The organism is Pseudomonas sp. MYb193 (assembly GCF_002966775.1).
In the GTDB taxonomy this organism is placed as follows: domain Bacteria; phylum Pseudomonadota; class Gammaproteobacteria; order Pseudomonadales; family Pseudomonadaceae; genus Aquipseudomonas; species Aquipseudomonas paracarnis.
Genome location: NZ_CP023269.1, coordinates 3,023,639 through 3,041,180 on the forward strand (window position 1 = coordinate 3,023,639; position 17,542 = coordinate 3,041,180).

The window sequence follows — 17,542 nt, forward strand, 5'->3', positions numbered from 1 at the left end:
ACTTTACGGGTGTGGGACTATCACTTCAGTCCCCGGCGCCAGTGACCTGGTGTCGCACCCAACCGTTATGACGGCGAGTCTTCGAAGTGGATAATGATCGACTGTCTTCAGCCCAGTGGTTCGAACAGCTAGCCAGGGTGACCGAGAGCATCGGGCACGCGAGGTTTGCCGCCACCTTGTTCGATGCCCTGGGGTGTATCCGCCCCATTCAGGCCACGACCTTGTACCTGTACCCCCACGACGGCATGCCCAGCGCAGTGTTCGAACTGGACGGGCCATGGCTGCCCCAGGGCAATGTGCGCCAGTACCTCTCCGGTTTTTACTTGCTCGACCCGTTCTACGGCGCCTGCGTGGAGGGGGCGGCTTCCGGCTGCTACGACCTTGCCGACGTGGCCCCCGACCACTTTGAGCACAGCGAGTACTACCAGTCGTTTTACCGGCATTCGCACCTGGAGGATGAGCTCAACTACATCCTGCAGGCGAGCAACGGCTTGAGCCTGGCGGTGTCGCTGGCTTTTACGCAAAAGCTCGACGCGGCCACCACCGAGCAATTCAAGCGCATAGCACCATGGGTATTGGCCGTGCTGGGCAAGCACTTCGTCGGCCTGGAGACTCAGGGCGCGCGTTTCGAAAGCCTGTTGGAACAGCGTATTCACTCGGCACTCAACAACTTCGGCTCCTCGCTGCTCACCCAACGCGAATGCCGGATCACCCAGTTGATCCTGCGCGGTCACTCCACACGTTCGCTGGCCGAGCGCCTCGGGGTCACCGAAGACACCATCAAGTCCCACCGCAAGCACATCTACAGCAAGCTCGACATCGGCACGCAATCGGAACTGTTTTCCCTGTTTATCGACTCGTTGGCCGAGGCCCAGGGCGGGCTGAGCAAAGACCCCCTCGAACGCTACATGAGCAAAGGCCGTTGACCGGCCGCATGACTACCCACAACAAGAGAAAAAGCCATGAACCTACCCTTTGAACCGCAACGCCAGACCCAGGACTATCAGGCCTCGGACGCGGCCCACCATATCCATGCCTTTGTGGATCAAAAGGCGCTGAATGCCGAAGGCCCGCGCGTAATGGTCCGCGGTGAGGGCCTGTACCTGTGGGACAGCGAGGGTAAGCGTTACCTGGACGGGATGTCGGGCCTGTGGTGCACGCAGCTGGGTTATGGGCGCAAGGACCTGACGGCTGCGGCTGCTGCGCAGATGGATCAGTTGGCGTACTACAACATGTTCTTTCACACCACCCATCCGGCGGTGATCGAGCTGTCCGAGTTGCTGTTCAGCCTGTTGCCAGGGCACTACAGCCATGTGATCTACACCAACTCCGGTTCCGAAGCCAATGAAGTGCTGATCCGCACCGTACGCCGCTACTGGCAAGTGCTCGGCAAGCCGCAGAAGAAGATCATGATCGGTCGCTGGAACGGCTATCACGGCTCCACCCTGGCGGCGTCTGCCCTGGGCGGCATGAAATTCATGCATGAAATGGGCGGCTTGATCCCGGACGTCGCGCACATTGACGAGCCTTATTGGTACGCCCAGGGCGGAGAGTTGAACCCGGCCGAGTTCGGGCGGCGCTGCGCCCTGCAACTGGAAGAAAAGATTCTGGAGTTGGGCGCGCAAAACGTCGCCGGTTTTATCGCTGAACCTTTCCAGGGCGCCGGCGGCATGATTTTTCCGCCAGAAAGCTACTGGCCAGAGATCCAGCGTATCTGTCGCCAATACGATGTGCTGCTGTGCGCTGATGAAGTGATTGGCGGTTTCGGTCGTACAGGTGAGTGGTTTGCCCATCAGTATTTCGGCTTCGAACCCGACACGTTGTCGATCGCCAAGGGCCTGACCTCAGGTTACCTGCCCATGGGTGGTTTGGTATTGAGCAAGCGCATGGCCGAAGCCCTGGTGGAGCGGGGCGGGGTGTTTGCCCATGGCCTGACGTATTCCGGGCACCCGGTTGCGGCGGCGGTGGCCCTGGCCAACCTCAAGGCCTTGCGTGACGAAGGGATCGTGCGCCAGGTGAAGGACGACACCGGGCCGTATTTGCACAAGCTCCTGCACGAAGTCTTTGGCAACCACCCGCTGATCGGCGAGATCCAGGGCACCGGCCTGCTGGCAGCCTTGCAGTTTGTCGAGGACAAGGCCACGCGCAAACGCTTTGCCAATGAAAACGACCTGGCCTGGCAATGCCGCACTTTTGGCTTTGAAGAAGGCGTGATCATCCGCTCGACCCTGGGCCGCATGATCATGGCGCCGGCCCTGGTAGCCAGCCGCGCGGAGCTCGATGAGCTGGTCGACAAGACCCGCATCGCGGTAGACCGCACCGCACGGATCGCGGGAAAACTGTGAAGGGCTGAGCCCCTGCATGCCGCTTCGGTTGAACAGGGTGGCCGCCCCATAGCGGACGGCCCACCGCTCCCAATGGATGACTCATCAAGGGTGTCGATTTGATCGAACGCCGCGGCGCCCTGCATTCCACTTCCCAGGAGTCAGCAATGAATACAATAAAAAACGTAGCCGATACTCCCGCCCATCAGACCCCAACCCAACCAACCTCATCGCGCCGCTTTCGACAACCCCTGGGCCTTGTCGGGCTGGTACTGTTCGGCCTGGCGTATATGGTGCCGCTGGCGGTGTTCACCACCTACGGTCTGGTGACCCAGATGACCAAGGGGCACCTGCCCACCGCCTACCTGTTGACCCTGGCTGCCATGCTGCTGACGGCCTACAGCTATGGGTGCATGGTCAAGGCGCACCCGTATTCGGGCTCGGTCTACACCTATACGCGCAAGGCGTTTGGCGCCTCCTTCGGCTTTATCGCCGGCTGGACCTTGCTGTTGGACTACATCTTCCTGCCGCTGCTCAGCTATTTGCTGATCGGCATCTACTTGTCCGAATACTTTCCTAACGTGCCCACCGCGGTATGGGTATTGGGCTCCATTGCCCTGGTGACGGCGCTGAATCTGGTGGGTATCGAGTCGATTACCCGGGTCAATTGGGTGCTGATCGTGGCCCAACTGGTGTTCATCGTGGTGTTCGTGGGGTTGTCGATCCACAACCTCAGCGGGCAAGCCGAGCCGGTGTCGCTGCTCGAGCCGTTTCACCATGAAGGTTTCAGCGTGCCGCTGATCATGACCGGCGCGGCGGTGCTGTGCTTGTCGTTCCTGGGGTTTGATGCCGTGTCGACCATGGCTGAGGAGACACCTGACCCGCGTCGTACCATTCCGCAGGCGATCATGGCGGTGTCGCTGATCGGTGGGTTGCTGTTTCTGGTGGTGTCGTATTGCGCCCAGATGGTCTTCCCGGAATGGAATAGTTTTGCCGATCCCGACTCGGCTTCGGTCGATGTGATGCGCCGGGTCGGCGGCGAGCTGCTGGTGAGTGCGTTTACCGCCACCTATGTGGCGGGCTGTTTCGCCTCCGCGATGGTCTCCCAGGCCAGCGTGTCTCGCGTGCTGTTCGCCATGGGCCGCGACGGCGCATTGCCCAGGGTATTCGGCAAGCTGGTGACGAAAAAACGTGTGCCAGCCAACGCGATCATGCTGGTCAGCCTGTTTTCGCTGATTGCGCTGTTTATCAGCCTGGACACCGTGGCCAACATGATCAGCTTTGGCGCGCTGTTCGCGTTTTCGGCGGTGAACCTGGCCGTGATCAAGCATTACCTGGGCGACCAGAAGCTGCGCGGTACACGCAACTATCTGCTGTACGCCGCCCTGCCGGGCCTGGGGTTTCTCAGCACGCTGTGGTTGTGGACGAGCCTGTCGGGTATGTCGTTCACCATCGGCCTGGGCTGGATGGGCCTGGGGCTGCTGTGTTTGCTGTGCCTCACCCGAGGGTTCCGGGTGGGGATGCCGGAATTGCACATGGCCGAATAAGCGAAATAGCCACCCACTTATACAACTGACACACCTGGGCTCATGTGGGAGGGGGCTTGCCCCCGATGGCGTCCTCAGGGCCGGCCAAGATGTTGGATCCATACCCCCTTCAGGAATACAACATGTTCAACCTCGACTATTGGCAGCAACGCGCTGCCCGTCAAACCTTCATCAGCACCGCCCTGATCGACGGCCAGCCCGTAGGTGCACTCTCCGGGGCGACCTTCGACACCATCAACCCGGCGACCAACCGCTTGCTTGCGCAGGTCGCCGCCTGCGGTGCAGTGGAGGTCGACCTGGCAGTACGCTCTGCACGCCGCGCCTTTAACGACGGCCCGTGGCGGCGCATGCCTCCAGGCGAACGCAAAAAAGTCCTGATCAAACTCGCCGACCTGTTGATGACCCACCGCGAAGAACTCGCATTGCTGGACTCCCTGAACATGGGCAAGCCGGTAATGGATGCCTATAACGTCGACGTGCCCGGCGCGGCCCATGTTTTCGCCTGGTACGGTGAAGCCCTGGACAAGCTCTACGATCAGGTCGCGCCGACGGCCCACAACGCGTTGGCGACCATTACCCGCGAAGCATTGGGCGTGATTGCAGCCGTGGTGCCGTGGAATTTTCCGCTGGACATGGCTGCCTGGAAATTGGCACCCGCCTTGGCGGCAGGCAATAGCGTGGTACTCAAGCCCGCTGAGCAATCGCCGTTTTCCGCCCTGCGCCTGGCCCAACTGGCGCTCGAGGCGGGCGTCCCCGAGGGCGTGCTGAACGTGGTGCCAGGCATGGGCGAGGGCGCCGGCAAGGCACTGGGGTTGCACCCGGACGTCGATTGCCTGGTGTTTACCGGTTCGACCCAAGTGGGCAAGTACTTCATGCAGTACTCCGCGCAGTCCAACCTCAAACAGGTATGGCTGGAGTGTGGTGGCAAGAGCCCGAACCTGGTGTTTGCAGACTGTCAGGACCTGGACCTGGCGGCGGAGAAGGCGGCCTTCGGGATTTTCTTCAACCAGGGCGAGGTGTGTTCGGCCAATTCGCGCCTCTATGTGCAACGCTGCATCCACGACGAGTTCATCGAGCGCCTGATCGATAAATCCCACGCCTGGATGCCCGGCAACCCACTGAACCCTGCCAGCGCCGCCGGTGCAATTGTCGACAGCGGGCAAACCGCACGCATCATGCAAGCCATCGGGCAGGCTCGCGCAGACGGTGCCACGCTGTTGACGGGTGGCCAACAGTTGAACATCGAGGGTTGTTCAAACTTCATCCAGCCGACGATATTCGCCAACGTCACCGCTGACATGCGCCTGTCGCGTGAGGAGGTGTTTGGCCCCGTGCTGGCGGTGAGTGCCTTCGATACCGAAGAACAGGCCATACAGCAAGCCAACGACAGCCTCTACGGCCTGGCGGCATCGGTGTGGAGTGATGACCTGAACCGTGCGCATCGCGTGGCCCGTGCCCTGAATGCCGGTACCGTGTCGGTCAACACCATTGACGCCCTGGACGTGACCGTGCCGTTTGGCGGCGGCAAACAGTCGGGGTTCGGGCGCGATTTGTCGCTGCATTCGTTTGATAAGTACACCCAGTTGAAAACCACCTGGTTCCAGTTGCGTTAACTGCCCCGTTTCGCATAACTGCTGTGCCGTTACAGGCATTCATCCGCCAGTGGGCAATGCCTATAGTCCACTTAGCCCGTGCAGCGCTTCAACCGTGCTGCGCGATCCAGCCCAAGACTGAGGTGAGCCTGATGAACCGTGAATTCGACCCCGCACTGACGGATATCAACCAAGTGGACGCCGAGTACTTCGAGTACAGCAAGGCGGCGAATCCCATCAGTGCCAACCTGATTTCCCGCATTCCCTACCACAGCTTTCCGGCCTCGCTGTATGACAGTGGCCCCTCCCGCGTGGTACCGCTGGACCTCAGCGACGCCTTGGGCTGCGAAGGCCCTGCGACAGGCCCCGGGCTATGCGCGAACTTCATGCGCCTTGACCGTGGCGACACGCTGACCCTGCAACCCAACGCCACTTCCCAGGTGTTCTACGTGATTGCCGGAGAGGGCCGCGTGGTTCAGGGGGAGTATGAGATTCAATGGTCCAAGGGCTGCTTTATCGCCCTGCCGGGATTACAGCAAGCGCACTTCAGTGCCCGCGAGGATGCACGTCTTTACTATGTGCACGATGAGCCGTTGCTGCGTTACCTGGGGGTGACACCCCGCGCCGATCGCTTTGCGCCGACCCTGTACCCAGCAGCACTGGCCAACGCGAAGTTGCGTGAAGCGGCCGATGATCCCAGGGCACAGGACCGCAGCCGCATCAGCATCCTGCTGGGCAACCGTCATTTCCCGCAGACGCGCACGGTGACCCACGTGCTGTGGGCCATGTACGGGATTCTGCCGGCGGGATCGGTGCAGAAACCCCATCGGCATCAGTCGATTGCACTGGACTTCATTATTGATTGCCCCACGGGCTGTTATTCATTGGTGGGCACCGAGCTGGACGCGGATGGGCAAATTCGTAACCCGCAGCGGGTCGACTGGTCTCCCGGCCTGGCGTTTGTCACGCCACCGGGTTACTGGCATGCGCATTTTAATGAATCGGATAGCGAGGCGTTCCTGATCCCGATTCAGGATGCGGGGCTGCAAACCTACCTGCGTGCGCTGGATATCCGCTTCAGTTGAGTCACTTCCAGTCCGGTGTTTCGCCCAGTCGTTCAACGATAAAGTCGATAAAACACCGGACCTTGGACGATACGATGCGCTTGGGCGGGTACACAAACCACACCGCAAACGCCCGCTCCACGCCCTGGATATGCCATTCGGGCAGCCACACTGCCAAGTCGCCGGCCTCGATACTTCGCGCCACCAGCCAGTCCGGCAACAGCGCAAAGCCCAGGCCCTGGCGCACGGCGATGAGTTGTGCGTCCAGGTCATTGATTCGAATAACGCCGTCATGCAGCAACGGGAACGCGCGGCCGGCGGATACAAAACTGATATCGCCGGTGGTCGCCGTGCCCAGCACCGCAGGCAAACCGGCCAGGTCGGTGGGCGTGGAAGGAGGAGGGTGCTGCATGCCAAACGCCGGGCTGACCACTAAGCGGTAGTGGCCGTCGCTGAGCTTGCGTGCCTTGAGCGTCGAATCGGCCAGCTCACCAATGCGTATGGCTAAGTCGACGCCGGCATGTATCAAATTGACTTGGGTGTTATCCAGCACCAGCTCCACACTGATCTGCGGGTAGCGCACCAGAAAGTCATTCAACGCCGGCAGGATGTGATGCCGAGCAAACGCCGGCGGCAGGTTGAGTTTCAACACGCCCCGGGGATGCTGGTTCAGCGCAGACGTGGCGGCCTTGGCGTGTTCCAGTTCATCCAATACCCTGAGCGCGTGTATCAGGAAGGTCTGGCCGCCTTCGGTCAGATGCAGCGTGCGTGTGGAGCGGTTGAACAGCGCGATGCCCAGGTCCTGCTCGAGGTCCTTCACATAGCGTGAAACCGTTGAGGCCTTGATTCCCAGGCGCTCGGCGGCACGCGAGAAATTGTTGCCTTCGGCGGCTTCGATGAAGGCGGTGAGCGCGGTGAAATAGTCCAAGGGCAGCCTCAGGGCAGGGCGGTGAGACGTGCAGGTTGTTGAGTTTTGCCGGGGGCTGTCAACCCGAACAGGCAACGCGATTGGCTCACACAAGATTGATCTCGATCAGGTGACCCCGCTGGCCCGCGCTATAACCTTGGACGCTTATCGATGGCCAGGGACGGCTCAACGAGCAGCTCTGGTCGCACATTCTCAAGGAAGAGTCAGCCATGCGATAGATCACAGCCTGTGGATCGGCTCGCTCAAACCCAAAGGCCCAGAGACCTTCAAGCCGGTGCTGGACAGCTCAATCGCCCGCCAGCCTTTCAACGAGCGGGTCTATCAACCCATTCGTTACCAAGAGTTCGGCCACATCGGCGAACTGACGTTCGAGTTCTACAACGGCGCCATGAGCACCGAACAATGCCAGCGGCTGGAAGCCTGGGCCAACATTCAAGCCATCGACGATGTGTGCCTGGAGCTGCTCACCACCAGGCAACTGGTGATGGGGTTGCCGAGATAAGAGGGGAATTCACTCATTTCGACAGTAAATAACTGTTTTTTATTGATTTATATCCTACCGAGCAACCGGAAGTCATTGGTAGTGAGCATCCACAGGATGCCCACTGACACATCTTGTTCGCAGGCCAGGAACGCGCCGTTCTTTAGGCTCTGTACGAAAAGTAATGTTGTACACATCACATGGCGCATGCCCATCGCAGCATAACTTTTCGCGAGTTTGTCGAAGCGCGTAACGATGCGACGGTTCTCCTTCAGCCAGCCAAACTTACACTCAATGATATCGCGCTGCCGGTACTTGGGACGATCAAACAGTCTCGGTAATCCCGGCTCGGGTTTTCGCTTCATGCTGCGCAGAGGAATAACAGGTTGCATCCGATACCGGTCGCAGTAGCGACGCAATGCTTCGGCGTCATGGCCTTTGTTCGCCAACAATCATCGGCTGCGTTTGCGGGGCCGACCGCGCAGGTTGGGTATATAGGCTTCATTGAGGAACGGCTGGGCGTAAGCGATATCGCTGACTTGTCCACCCGATAATAGGAATTTCAGCAGGATGCCGTTGGCATCGCGCAGCATATAGATTTTGGTGGTTATGCTGCCCCGTCGGCGCCCGAGCGCGTGACCGTGCGGTTCTTCAGACCCCCTTTTTTTCCTGCACCAAAAGAGGCTCGGGTTCCGGTTGGAACGGCAAGAGCTAACGTCCCGTAGGGGATAGAAATGTTGCTCGTGAAGGGCGTGGTATCCGTTTCTTTTAGCGTCCGTTTCTTATCCTTCGATTCCCAACCTCGACGTCTTAAAAAATCCATATAAAACAATCAGTTGGTATGGAGGCGATACAATGGAAACTGAAAAGATGTTCGGTTCCCTTTCGCCTGCAATGCAAGAAAAGGAACAAATTTACTGGGTAGGAAGAGAGCCGAAGCGCCCAGTTTTCGGGTGCTCTGGCAGTTTCGAGCCTATGTGGACTTGGCTTGCCCAGCTTCATACCGTTATATCCAGGAGCTTCCCAGCAGTTTCCTACCAGTGCCAAACATAGAACCTCCTCACGCGTGTTACCCTGGCTCTTAGTGGAATCCTCACGGTATTCTAGGAGTTCATGCCTTATTTGGCACGACTTTTCATGAGTAACGATTCAACGTCAGCGTCAGGATTGGGGTGGCGTTGATATTTTTTGCCAGAGCGAAGGGCTACCAAAAACTGAAGCTCCGCTGGGGTAATAGCAATTCATCTTCGTGGATCTCGAGGCGGTCTGTCTCGGTGCGGGGGGAGGTACGCCAGTAATGCGGGAAAAATCTGTGACACCCATCAAATTTGTGGCGTTTATACAGCTTTTACTCGTCATATCGTTGATTTTTTACTAGTATCCCTCGCCTACGCACTCACAGGGAGAGACTGAGAACCTTGAGGCTAGAAGCTTTTACACTCGATCATTGAATGAGTTATTACCGTTACTCAGAACGTAACAACTCAGGCAACCTAATGACTCTTTGGTGAGACCGATGAATAAAATTTCCAGCATGATTGTATTAGTAGGGCTTGCTCTCTCGGGATGCGCTACGAAAACTCCAGAAAAACCTAGCGTGACACCAGCGCCTGCTGTCGCTCAACAAGTACCGCGTGTCATCGCACCTTCGACATCGGCAAACCTGCCGGTGCGACATGAGGCTGCATCTGCGAACGCCAGTGCTGACGCCCAAACTGTCTCATCGGCGGCCGCGCAATCTGAATCAACGACAAGCTCAAACCAGTTGCGTGTCCAGCAATGCCGTAGAGAGCTGGATACAATAAAACTTTACAACAAAGCGTCTTACGATAAGTATGAGGCGGAATTTCAGGTCATTGCCAGCAAGACTAATAAGTACATGCAGGTTAAGGATTCAATTAGTCCTGATATAAACGATATGGTGATGCCGGGTTATCAATTTCAAATTCGTGAGTTCTGCTTCCGAGTCAAGACCCGTCTGTCGCAGCTTGTGGTTCGTCAAGCCCGATAAGGATTCAGCTTTAGGGCGTTTTTTACGCCCTAAAAAATGTTAACTCCATGATGGCAGTTTTGCGGGCGAGTTAGTTTTGATTGATCTCGAAAAGCAGGAAAGGGAGCAGGTCTGAATTAGTCATTGGTTATCACTCCGAGTGAGGACAGCGTAGTAGCATGAGAATCGGAGATGACCAGTTGTCTACACGTCACGGTCAAAGCCCATTTAAAGGCGTGTTTCCTGAGTTCTACATCGTCGCCCACTACTCAGACCATCAACCTTTCTCTAATGCATCCAGCAGTGGGCGGGTACTCGCGTCGATTATCAGCGGCTGGCCGACCGAGAGTGAGCAACGGCAATCCGTACTCGGAGTTGCCGTTTAGAACGCTGAAATATTGCCCGCAATGGCCGCAGGAGGGAGTTGCCCAGCTTGGACACCACGCGCGCGTTCATTCAGGCCCGCCTGAGGCCCTGTGGGCTTGCGGATAGTGCTTGCCCCCCACTTCTAGAGCGCCGTCCGACGCTCGCGCGGACTCAGAGATGCATCGGTCCGGGCCGCTGCAGGTTATCCACCGCTGAGCTCGCGTGCTGTGACACATACGCTTTTTAGATACAGCACAGGCGCCGTTCGGATACTGAATGCGGTGGCGGTTGCCCGTGTTCGGAATCGGGCGTCGCTCCGTTGTTTGGCAGGTCGGCACCGGGCCAGGAAGAGCTCGAGCCATACCAAGGGCCAAAAGAGCCAGAGCGGCGCTCTCGGCGTTGTTGAAAGGCGGACCACCATGATGTTACGCAGTCGTATGAAAAGTTTGATACAGGGGAAATACACGGGAGGGGTGCAGATTAAATGCCGTACATCGGCCCAGCGCCATTGCTGAATATGATTAAGACAGATCCTATGTGATGGACAGGGCGCTATAAATACTATTGTGTTCCAGCTGCTTAAATTCTCTTTCTGGTACACATCGTGGCAAAGCTTACATTAATTCTATTGATCAGTTATTTATTTTCGGGTTACCTGTTCGCGTCGACGAAGCAGGGGGTCAGTATAAACACCACATACATGAGTCATGCTTCAGATTTCGGCCGAGATAACACCCATCGTGTGGATAAAGTTATAGGTCGTGCGCATGAGCTCATTGGAACGCCCTACCGTTGGGGAGGCGCCTCTGTCAGCAAAGGTTTTGATTGTAGTGGATTGCTGGTTTATCTTTTTCGCAGTGAAGCGGGGATTAATATTCCGCGGACCACAACCTCGATGCTGACGTCCAAGGCCAAAACGGTTCCTCGGCATCATCTAAAAAAAGGCGATGCGGTGTTTTTCAAACACAATGGCGGCAGTCGTATGAATCATGTCGGTATTTATATTGGTAATAACCGGTTTATTCATTCTCCCCGGACAGGGAAAAGTATTCGCATCGATTCATTGTCAAATAACTATTGGGGTAAAAGTTATTTTACCGCTAAACGGTTTCATTAACTAATTTTCCGATAATTAAAATGTGATGCGTGGCCGTTTCGAGTACCCCCGTTACGATCGCCCTAGTTCAAGCGCGAGGTTCCTGCCGCGCCTAAACCAGGCCAAAAGAAATTATTGTTGAGTGGAAGGTGTTCTTTCGTCTAATGCGCGTGCTGCTAGTGCCCCGAGGATGCCACCCGCAATCGGTGCAACCCAAAACAACCAAAGTTGTTCCAGGTGGGCCATGCCTGCAAACAGGGCTGGGCCGGTACTTCGAGCAGGATTGACAGAGGTATTAGTCACGGGTATCGATATAAAGTGAATAAGCGTTAAGGCAAGCCCAATGGAAAGGGGCGCAAATCCCGGTAATGCTCCGGGGGCGGTGACCCTCATGATAATAAACAAAAAGAAAAACGTTGCGATAACTTCGGTTATAAGCGCTGCGAGCAGGCTATAACCGCCAGGGCTGAGCGATGCATACCCATTGGCAGCAAACCCGCCGACGGTGAACTCGGGTTTACCACTGGCAATGAGGTAAAGCGCTGCCGCCGCGGCAATGGCACCGATGACTTGGGCGCCAATGTAAGGAAGGATTTCATGCGCAGGGAATCGACGACCCGCCCACAGGCCAATGGTGACGGCAGGATTGAAATGCCCACCAGATATGGAGCCTACGGCGTAGGCCATGGTTAACACAGTCAGACCAAACGCCAGCGCTACCCCAGCGAATCCGATCCCGAGTATTGGAAATCCGGCGGCCAGCAGGGCGCTGCCACAGCCTCCGAACGTTAACCAAAAAGTCCCCAAGAACTCAGCGACGATCTTTTTTTGCATCGTAGTTTCCTTTTGTTGAGTAAGTGCTACTTAGTTAGTGTGTAATTTATGATTAAATCGGCTATGACATTGACGATGGTGCCTGAGTTTTTTTCTATGATGTCAAGGTGTCGATTTATTTGGTGGTTCTCTAGAGTGCGAATATATTGAAGCTCAGTCGATGAAGTAATGTATGCAATGAGTCGTTTTGCATGCTGCCTTCTTGCTGGGGGGACTCAATTGGCGTTTGACTCAGTCTTGCTCGCAGATATTAATTGTTCGGCAAGCGCGATTTTTTGCTTGGCTGCCTGCGAAAGCACTTCGATCTGTGGCGATCCAATATTTGTGTTGGATAACAGGTCAGCCTGAATAAGTATTGAGAATGCATCCCTCACTTCGTTAGCTACCAGTGTGTCCGACTCGGGTTTGTTCCGCAGCATCGTAAACAGTGCGCGAGCCTCCACCAGGTGGGGATTTGTCGCTGTTGTTGCACAGCCCATTAATGCCAAGCCGTATACGGTGATGACGCTAAGACGAAAAATGGTCCTGACGCTCATGGGATTGTTCGGCCAGCAGTGCAACGCATGCGAGTTTCATTTCCTTTCGAGGCGAGTAACTGGCTTTTGGGCGCACACGCTTTCTTTATCCAAGCGACATCTTTCAAGCATTCCCACGGCGATGGTGGGTCAATGCGGGCCATGAAGTTTGCGAGGAGTTCATCGCCGGGTATGGTGGTAGTGCGGGCGAGGCGTGTGTCAGTCGATGAGAATGACGTGATGGTCAACTCCGCGTGTTGGCTGCCATAGAGCAGTGCGTGATTGATGTTGTCGGTAACAGTCAGGGTATTATCAGCATCCCGCGCCAAATCTTTGTTCGCGATCAGCACATCAAACGTAATCAGGAAAGCATCACTCAATCTCGCTAAGTCTTTGCAGCACTGAACAGGCAGTATTCTGTGGTAACCCAGCCTGTTGAGGGACTTTTCAATCTGGATCTGCCTGGACAGATTGGCATCTGCAATGATGATTCGCAGTTCTTTATTAGGCATGACTACTTATCCTGGAGACGCGGCTGTTCCGCCCTGAATGACGGTGATAACGCGTTGTGGAAAGGGAATTCCAATGCCTTGCTGTCCCAGCGCATCACGCGCTTTCTCGTTGAACAGGAACATCAGGTCCCAATAGTCAGCATTGTCTGCCCAGACCCGCAGCGACAATGTCACCGCGCTATCGCCCAGGGCCGTCACTACCACCAGAGGGGCGGGGTCTGGGTGAATTCGTGCGTCATGACACAAACTCAACAGAACGTGCCGGGCTGTATCCAGATTGGCGCTGTAGTCCACACCGACGTCGAACACGACTTTACGCCGTGGTTCGCTGGAAAAATTGACAATAACGCCATTGGACAAACTCCCGTTGGGGACAACGACGCGTTTGTTATCAGGGGTCAGAATTACCGTGTGAAAAATCAGGATGGCGTCTACGGTGCCATAGACCTCTTGGACTTCAATCGTGTCGCCTACCTTGAATGGGCGAAACAGCAGGATCAGAACGCCACCGGCAAAATTGGAAAGGCTGCCTTGTAGCGCAAGACCAATCGCCAAACCGGCCGCGCCAAGAGTGGCGACAAAACTGGTGGTTTGTACACCTATCATTGACGCGACGCTGATGATCAGCATGATCTTGAGTGCGATATTGACCAGACTGCCGATAAAACCCTGCAAGGTTTTATCGACGCTGCGCTTGCTCAGCACGGTACCGATTCGTCTAGTCACTGTGCTGATTAGCCACCAGCCCACCGCCAATGTCGTGATGGCCAACATCACATTGGCTCCGTACTCAAGTACTACTGGCAGCCACGTTTCGGTATGGGCAATCAGTTGATTAATATTCAGATCCATGAATCACCTCGTTCTACAATCGCGCCGCTGCACCCTAGGGGATGCAGCGAGGAGGCCGTTCAGTCGACCAGATGGGCAGCCAACGCTTGCACGCGGAGCAGGTCGCCTTTTGCGACCTTGGTGACGCCGCTTCCATATTCCGGGTCGGCCTTGTAGAGAAATGACAGGATGCGGTGTTTACTCATATCGTCGGCACTGGTCAGCGAACCGCCAAAGCTGCTGATTAGGTCCTTGCGCTCTTTACTGCTGAACGAACGATACAGCTCACCCGCTTGCTTGAAGTTCTGCTCTCGTTGGATTTTTATTTGTTGAGTGCTACCGGACAGAGCAAGCGAGCTGTCGCGAGCGGTGGGGGATTCTTTACGCGGCAGCAATCGGCTAGGTTGGTAGTTGATGCCCGTGGTGGTGGTGGCCGAATTCATTACGCCATCTTGGTTAGCGTTGTTGACGGCTTTTCTCGAGGCGTTGATCGGCAGTTGCAGGGCATTGGTGCCCAGGCGATACATCTGTGTATCGGCGTAGGAAAACAGTCGTCCTTGCAACAACCGATCTTCCGACGGCTCGATGCCGGGAATCAGGTTGGAAGGAGCCATGGCCACCTGCTCGGTCTCCAGGAACACATTCGCCGGGTTGCGGTTGAGCACCATCTGTCCAACTTTGCGCATGGGCACGTCAGGCCATACCTTCGTAGCGTCCAGCGGATCGAAGGCGTAATTGTCTAGCGCCTCAGGCTTGAGCACCTGCACGTACAGGTCCCACTTTGGAAAGTTACCTTTGCTGATATTTGCAACCAGATCTTGAGTCATGTGGCTGTAGTCGGCGCCTTGCACGTTGGCCACATCCTTGGGCGACAGGTTGCGAATGCCTTGCAGACTCTTCCAGTGAAACTTGACGTAATGCACGTCGTTCTTGGTATTGACAAACTTGTAGGCATGCACGCTGTTGCCATTCATTTCCCGGTAGCTGGCTGGAATGCCGGCGTTGGAATACAACTCGGTCAAAGTTCGGGTGGCTTCGGGCACGTGGGAAAAGAAGTCAAAGCGACGGGAATCGTCGTCCAGGTTGGTGCGTGGGTCAGGTTTGAACGCGTGGACCATGTCCGGGAACTTGATCGCGTCGCGAATGAAAAAGGTCGGGAAGTTATTGCCCACCAGGTCCCAGTTGCCATCGACGGTGTAGAACTTGGTGGCGAAGCCGCGAGGGTCACGCAGAGTTTCCGGCGAATGATTGCCGTGGACTACCGAAGAGAAACGCACGAACACCGGGGTGACTGTGCCCGGGGTGAAAACACTGGCCTTGGTCAGGTCACTTAAGGTGTCAGTGGCGGTGAACACACCATGGGCACCCGTGCCGCGTGCGTGCACTACACGCTCCGGGATGCGTTCGCGGTCGAAGCGTTGGAGTTTCTGGATCAACTGCACGTCTTGTAGCAACACCGGGCCGTTGGGGCCGGCGGTTTGCGAGTTCTGATTGTCGCCGACGGTCGCGCCGTTGTCTCGCGTCAGGTCGGCCGCGTGGACGGAAAAGGGCAGGGCGCTGGTGGTTATCAAGCACAGTAATCGCACCGGGGACAATAAATTCAGATGAGGGATGGCCGACATAAAAGGCTCCAGAAGTTTTTACAGAGGAAGCAGTCGTGGTTCCGGTGAAGTTTCACCGGGAGCATTGGCAGCACCTTGTCCGACAAATAATGACTGTTCTTCCAGCGTCTGCCAGAACAGTATGAGGTTGATGTAAGAATCGTCTCAAATTGAGTAATTTAATGTTTGTCGGCTATTTTCATTCGTGAATGAGACGATTCTTAAAGCTTACTGATGTTTGCATGATTACTCTCGTGTGCTCTCAACGGGCATTGATTTAAATCTGAGCGTTACAATGTTTGGTTATTGCAGCTAGCAAAGGCTTGAGATTTGTCTTAAAAAATAATTCATCGTTTCTCCCGTGAGTCTGAGCGATCTATGCTTGCCTGATAAGGATGTAGTTAACTCCATGGGATGAAGAGGTATTGAATGTCGAGCTTAATTAGAGTCGGTGTGCTCGATGAGCAGGAAGTGGTGCGTTTTGGTCTGCACGGGCACTTGGCGGGTCAGTCGGGTATCGCAGTGGCGGGTACTTACAGCCGAGCCAGCGATGCGTTGTCTGCCGCCGAGCAGGGGAGTATCGATCTTTTATTGATAGGTTATGTGCTTCAAGACAGTAATGGTCAACAGCTCATCAAAACCCTGACAGCCCACTACCCCAAAATCCGAATACTCGTTTTCCTGGCCGAGCCGTGCCTGGCGACGGCAACGTTGCTGCTCTCCATGGGGGGGGCACGGTATCGTCTGTAAGCGTGAACCGCTTAAGGTATGCGTGTGTGCCATCCGCTCATTGGCGGCTGGCCAGCGGTATCTGTGCGCCAGCATCACAATGGCTGAAGACGCCGGTATGTCAGATGCACCTACTGAAATGGGTGAAGCTGCGTTGCTCTCCTATCCTGCGTTGTCTCAGCGCGAAAGGGAGGTGCTGCGCTTGTGCATCAGCGGTCTGACGGTGACCCGGATTGCCGAAATGTCCGGGCGAAGCTTGAAAACGGTGAGTACTCAGAAACTGGCGGCTTATCGAAAACTTGGATTGAAAAATGATATGGATCTGTTTAGAAGGCTGTCGCAGTACAGGGCCTGATGGGCTTGTTGCAATCGTTTTGATAAGGCCTGGCACTGTCCTGTATTCCGTCGTCCTCGGTTATGGGCTGAATGGGTCATGCGCCAGCGCGGGCCGAGGGAAAACTTAACGTCGTGTCCGGGATTGGTTGACCACTGCACATCGCCTTTGTGCCAGTACCGCCATCATTGTGAGCAGGGTTGCGCCACTCTGTTTTTAGGGTGGCTACACAGTTTTTTCCGCCGCCGATTTCTTGTGGGTACTACCTTGTTCGCGATAGCAATGATTCAGTTTGCCTCCATAGTGAATATCTACCCTCACTGCGGCACATAAAAAACATGCTGTCCAATCGTTGTGGTCTTCTTTAATGAATGACGCCAGGCAGGCCGCACCGCGCGGGTATGGAAATGGGTTGCGCCATAGGTTATGTCCTCGTGATGGCCGGCGATGACCCGATTCGCGACACGCTTGGCTCTGGCCCAGGCGACAGGCTCCTGCGGGGTATGGTTTTCCGCACGATAGGTCCAGGAAAATTGCTTCCTTTCATACACCACCTGGCAAACGTTGGCGCTCTGCCAGTCGGCGCGGTTCATCGTCACCATGGCGACGGCGATCTGCCCATCAAGCGGCTCGCCGCGGGCCTCGTGGTAAATATTGAGTGCCAGGCACATCAATGCATGTTGCAGTGGCATGAAAAACTCTCTGATCGTAATGGGGGAATCCACTCGGACTCAGTGCGCACGGGATCGACAGACAATGGTTGGCGGTGTGCGTAGCGGGAGAGTTTGTAGGCGAAGC

The 17,542-nt window shown here is 56.0% G+C and carries 16 protein-coding genes and 2 pseudogenes; 10 read left to right on the forward strand and 8 right to left on the reverse strand.

Annotation, left to right across the window (positions count from 1 at the left end; translation table 11 throughout):
- Positions 1–86 precede the first annotated feature (86 nt).
- The 5 genes from CLM72_RS13770 to CLM72_RS13790 all read left to right on the forward strand — a co-directional run bounded on the left by CLM72_RS13770 (position 87) and on the right by CLM72_RS13790 (position 6,548).
- On the forward strand, positions 87–926 hold the full coding sequence (locus CLM72_RS13770) for a helix-turn-helix transcriptional regulator (protein ID WP_105226816.1): 840 nt from the start codon (positions 87–89) through the stop codon (positions 924–926).
- Between the two features lie 36 nt (positions 927–962).
- Entirely contained in the window at positions 963–2,345 is a 1,383-nt protein-coding gene (locus CLM72_RS13775) for an aspartate aminotransferase family protein (protein WP_105226817.1), read from the forward strand.
- A 146-nt stretch (positions 2,346–2,491) separates the two neighbouring features.
- Entirely contained in the window at positions 2,492–3,871 is a 1,380-nt protein-coding gene (locus CLM72_RS13780) for an APC family permease (RefSeq protein ID WP_105226818.1), read from the forward strand.
- 122 nt (positions 3,872–3,993) lie between these two features.
- Positions 3,994–5,484: an aldehyde dehydrogenase gene (locus CLM72_RS13785; RefSeq protein ID WP_105226819.1), complete on the forward strand. Its 1,491-nt coding sequence runs from the start codon at positions 3,994–3,996 to the stop codon at positions 5,482–5,484.
- A 131-nt stretch (positions 5,485–5,615) separates the two neighbouring features.
- Positions 5,616–6,548: a cupin gene (locus CLM72_RS13790; protein ID WP_105226820.1), complete on the forward strand. Its 933-nt coding sequence runs from the start codon at positions 5,616–5,618 to the stop codon at positions 6,546–6,548.
- A gap of 1 nt (position 6,549) precedes the next feature.
- Here the strand turns inward: CLM72_RS13790 and CLM72_RS13795 are convergent, their stop codons facing one another.
- Positions 6,550–7,455, reverse strand: a complete 906-nt coding sequence (locus CLM72_RS13795) for a LysR family transcriptional regulator (protein ID WP_105226821.1) — start codon at positions 7,453–7,455, stop codon at positions 6,550–6,552.
- A 217-nt stretch (positions 7,456–7,672) separates the two neighbouring features.
- Between CLM72_RS13795 and CLM72_RS13800 the strand changes: the two are divergent.
- A pseudogene (locus tag CLM72_RS13800) lies at positions 7,673–7,942 on the forward strand (formyl transferase); the annotation flags it as partial.
- A 157-nt stretch (positions 7,943–8,099) separates the two neighbouring features.
- Here CLM72_RS13800 and CLM72_RS13805 read toward each other — a convergent pair.
- Positions 8,100–8,627 (reverse strand): annotated as a pseudogene (locus CLM72_RS13805) (IS5 family transposase); the annotation flags it as partial.
- Between the two features lie 825 nt (positions 8,628–9,452).
- Here CLM72_RS13805 and CLM72_RS29270 point away from each other — a divergent pair.
- Both CLM72_RS29270 and CLM72_RS13820 read left to right on the forward strand, forming a co-directional pair.
- Positions 9,453–9,947 (forward strand): hypothetical protein, encoded by a 495-nt coding sequence (locus tag CLM72_RS29270; protein WP_256595399.1) that lies wholly within the window; start codon positions 9,453–9,455, stop codon positions 9,945–9,947.
- A 1,045-nt stretch (positions 9,948–10,992) separates the two neighbouring features.
- Entirely contained in the window at positions 10,993–11,409 is a 417-nt protein-coding gene (locus CLM72_RS13820; protein ID WP_105229138.1) for a C40 family peptidase, read from the forward strand.
- Between the two features lie 111 nt (positions 11,410–11,520).
- Here CLM72_RS13820 and aqpZ read toward each other — a convergent pair whose 3' ends face one another.
- From aqpZ to CLM72_RS13845, 5 genes are all read right to left on the reverse strand, one after another.
- Positions 11,521–12,222: an aquaporin Z gene (aqpZ, locus tag CLM72_RS13825; RefSeq protein WP_105226823.1), complete on the reverse strand. Its 702-nt coding sequence runs from the start codon at positions 12,220–12,222 to the stop codon at positions 11,521–11,523.
- Positions 12,223–12,437: 215 nt separating this feature from the next.
- Complete coding sequence (locus CLM72_RS13830) at positions 12,438–12,758, reverse strand: hypothetical protein (RefSeq protein ID WP_105226824.1); 321 nt, start codon at positions 12,756–12,758, stop codon at positions 12,438–12,440.
- Positions 12,755–13,249, reverse strand: coding sequence for a histidine kinase (locus CLM72_RS13835; protein WP_105226825.1), 495 nt, complete (start codon positions 13,247–13,249; stop codon positions 12,755–12,757). Before CLM72_RS13835 ends, CLM72_RS13830 begins: the two co-directional genes overlap by 4 nt.
- Positions 13,250–13,255: 6 nt before the next feature.
- A complete protein-coding gene (locus CLM72_RS13840; protein ID WP_105226826.1) occupies positions 13,256–14,101 on the reverse strand; it encodes a mechanosensitive ion channel family protein in 846 nt (281 codons plus the stop codon).
- A 59-nt stretch (positions 14,102–14,160) separates the two neighbouring features.
- Complete coding sequence (locus CLM72_RS13845; RefSeq protein ID WP_105226827.1) at positions 14,161–15,702, reverse strand: catalase; 1,542 nt, start codon at positions 15,700–15,702, stop codon at positions 14,161–14,163.
- A 408-nt stretch (positions 15,703–16,110) separates the two neighbouring features.
- Here CLM72_RS13845 and CLM72_RS13850 point away from each other — a divergent pair, with 408 nt between their 5' ends.
- Positions 16,111–16,431 carry a response regulator gene (locus CLM72_RS13850; protein ID WP_105226828.1) on the forward strand — a complete coding sequence of 107 codons (321 nt, stop codon included), beginning with the start codon at positions 16,111–16,113 and terminating at the stop codon, positions 16,429–16,431.
- A 79-nt stretch (positions 16,432–16,510) separates the two neighbouring features.
- Complete coding sequence (locus CLM72_RS13855) at positions 16,511–16,765, forward strand: helix-turn-helix transcriptional regulator (protein WP_105226829.1); 255 nt, start codon at positions 16,511–16,513, stop codon at positions 16,763–16,765.
- 296 nt (positions 16,766–17,061) lie between these two features.
- On the opposite strand, the gene CLM72_RS13860 is transcribed toward CLM72_RS13855, so the two are convergent.
- Positions 17,062–17,436, reverse strand: a complete 375-nt coding sequence (locus tag CLM72_RS13860) for a cell wall hydrolase (RefSeq protein WP_105226830.1) — start codon at positions 17,434–17,436, stop codon at positions 17,062–17,064.
- Positions 17,437–17,542 lie beyond the last annotated feature (106 nt).

Excerpts from the sequence above, each read along its gene's own strand:
- CLM72_RS13830 (WP_105226824.1), bottom strand. The coding sequence starts at position 12,758 with ATGAGCGTCAGGACCATTTTTCGTCTTAGCGTCATCACCGTATACGGC.
- CLM72_RS13775 (WP_105226817.1), top strand. The coding sequence starts at position 963 with ATGAACCTACCCTTTGAACCGCAACGCCAGACCCAGGACTATCAGGCC.
- CLM72_RS13820 (WP_105229138.1), top strand. The coding sequence starts at position 10,993 with ATGAGTCATGCTTCAGATTTCGGCCGAGATAACACCCATCGTGTGGAT.
- CLM72_RS13785 (WP_105226819.1), top strand. The coding sequence starts at position 3,994 with ATGTTCAACCTCGACTATTGGCAGCAACGCGCTGCCCGTCAAACCTTC.
- CLM72_RS13850 (WP_105226828.1), top strand. The coding sequence starts at position 16,111 with ATGTCGAGCTTAATTAGAGTCGGTGTGCTCGATGAGCAGGAAGTGGTG.
- aqpZ (WP_105226823.1), bottom strand. The coding sequence starts at position 12,222 with ATGCAAAAAAAGATCGTCGCTGAGTTCTTGGGGACTTTTTGGTTAACG.
- CLM72_RS13845 (WP_105226827.1), bottom strand. The coding sequence starts at position 15,702 with ATGTCGGCCATCCCTCATCTGAATTTATTGTCCCCGGTGCGATTACTG.
- CLM72_RS13835 (WP_105226825.1), bottom strand. The coding sequence starts at position 13,249 with ATGCCTAATAAAGAACTGCGAATCATCATTGCAGATGCCAATCTGTCC.
- CLM72_RS13840 (WP_105226826.1), bottom strand. The coding sequence starts at position 14,101 with ATGGATCTGAATATTAATCAACTGATTGCCCATACCGAAACGTGGCTG.
- CLM72_RS29270 (WP_256595399.1), top strand. The coding sequence starts at position 9,453 with ATGAATAAAATTTCCAGCATGATTGTATTAGTAGGGCTTGCTCTCTCG.
- CLM72_RS13860 (WP_105226830.1), bottom strand. The coding sequence starts at position 17,436 with ATGCCACTGCAACATGCATTGATGTGCCTGGCACTCAATATTTACCAC.
- CLM72_RS13780 (WP_105226818.1), top strand. The coding sequence starts at position 2,492 with ATGAATACAATAAAAAACGTAGCCGATACTCCCGCCCATCAGACCCCA.
- CLM72_RS13790 (WP_105226820.1), top strand. The coding sequence starts at position 5,616 with ATGAACCGTGAATTCGACCCCGCACTGACGGATATCAACCAAGTGGAC.
- CLM72_RS13855 (WP_105226829.1), top strand. The coding sequence starts at position 16,511 with ATGGCTGAAGACGCCGGTATGTCAGATGCACCTACTGAAATGGGTGAA.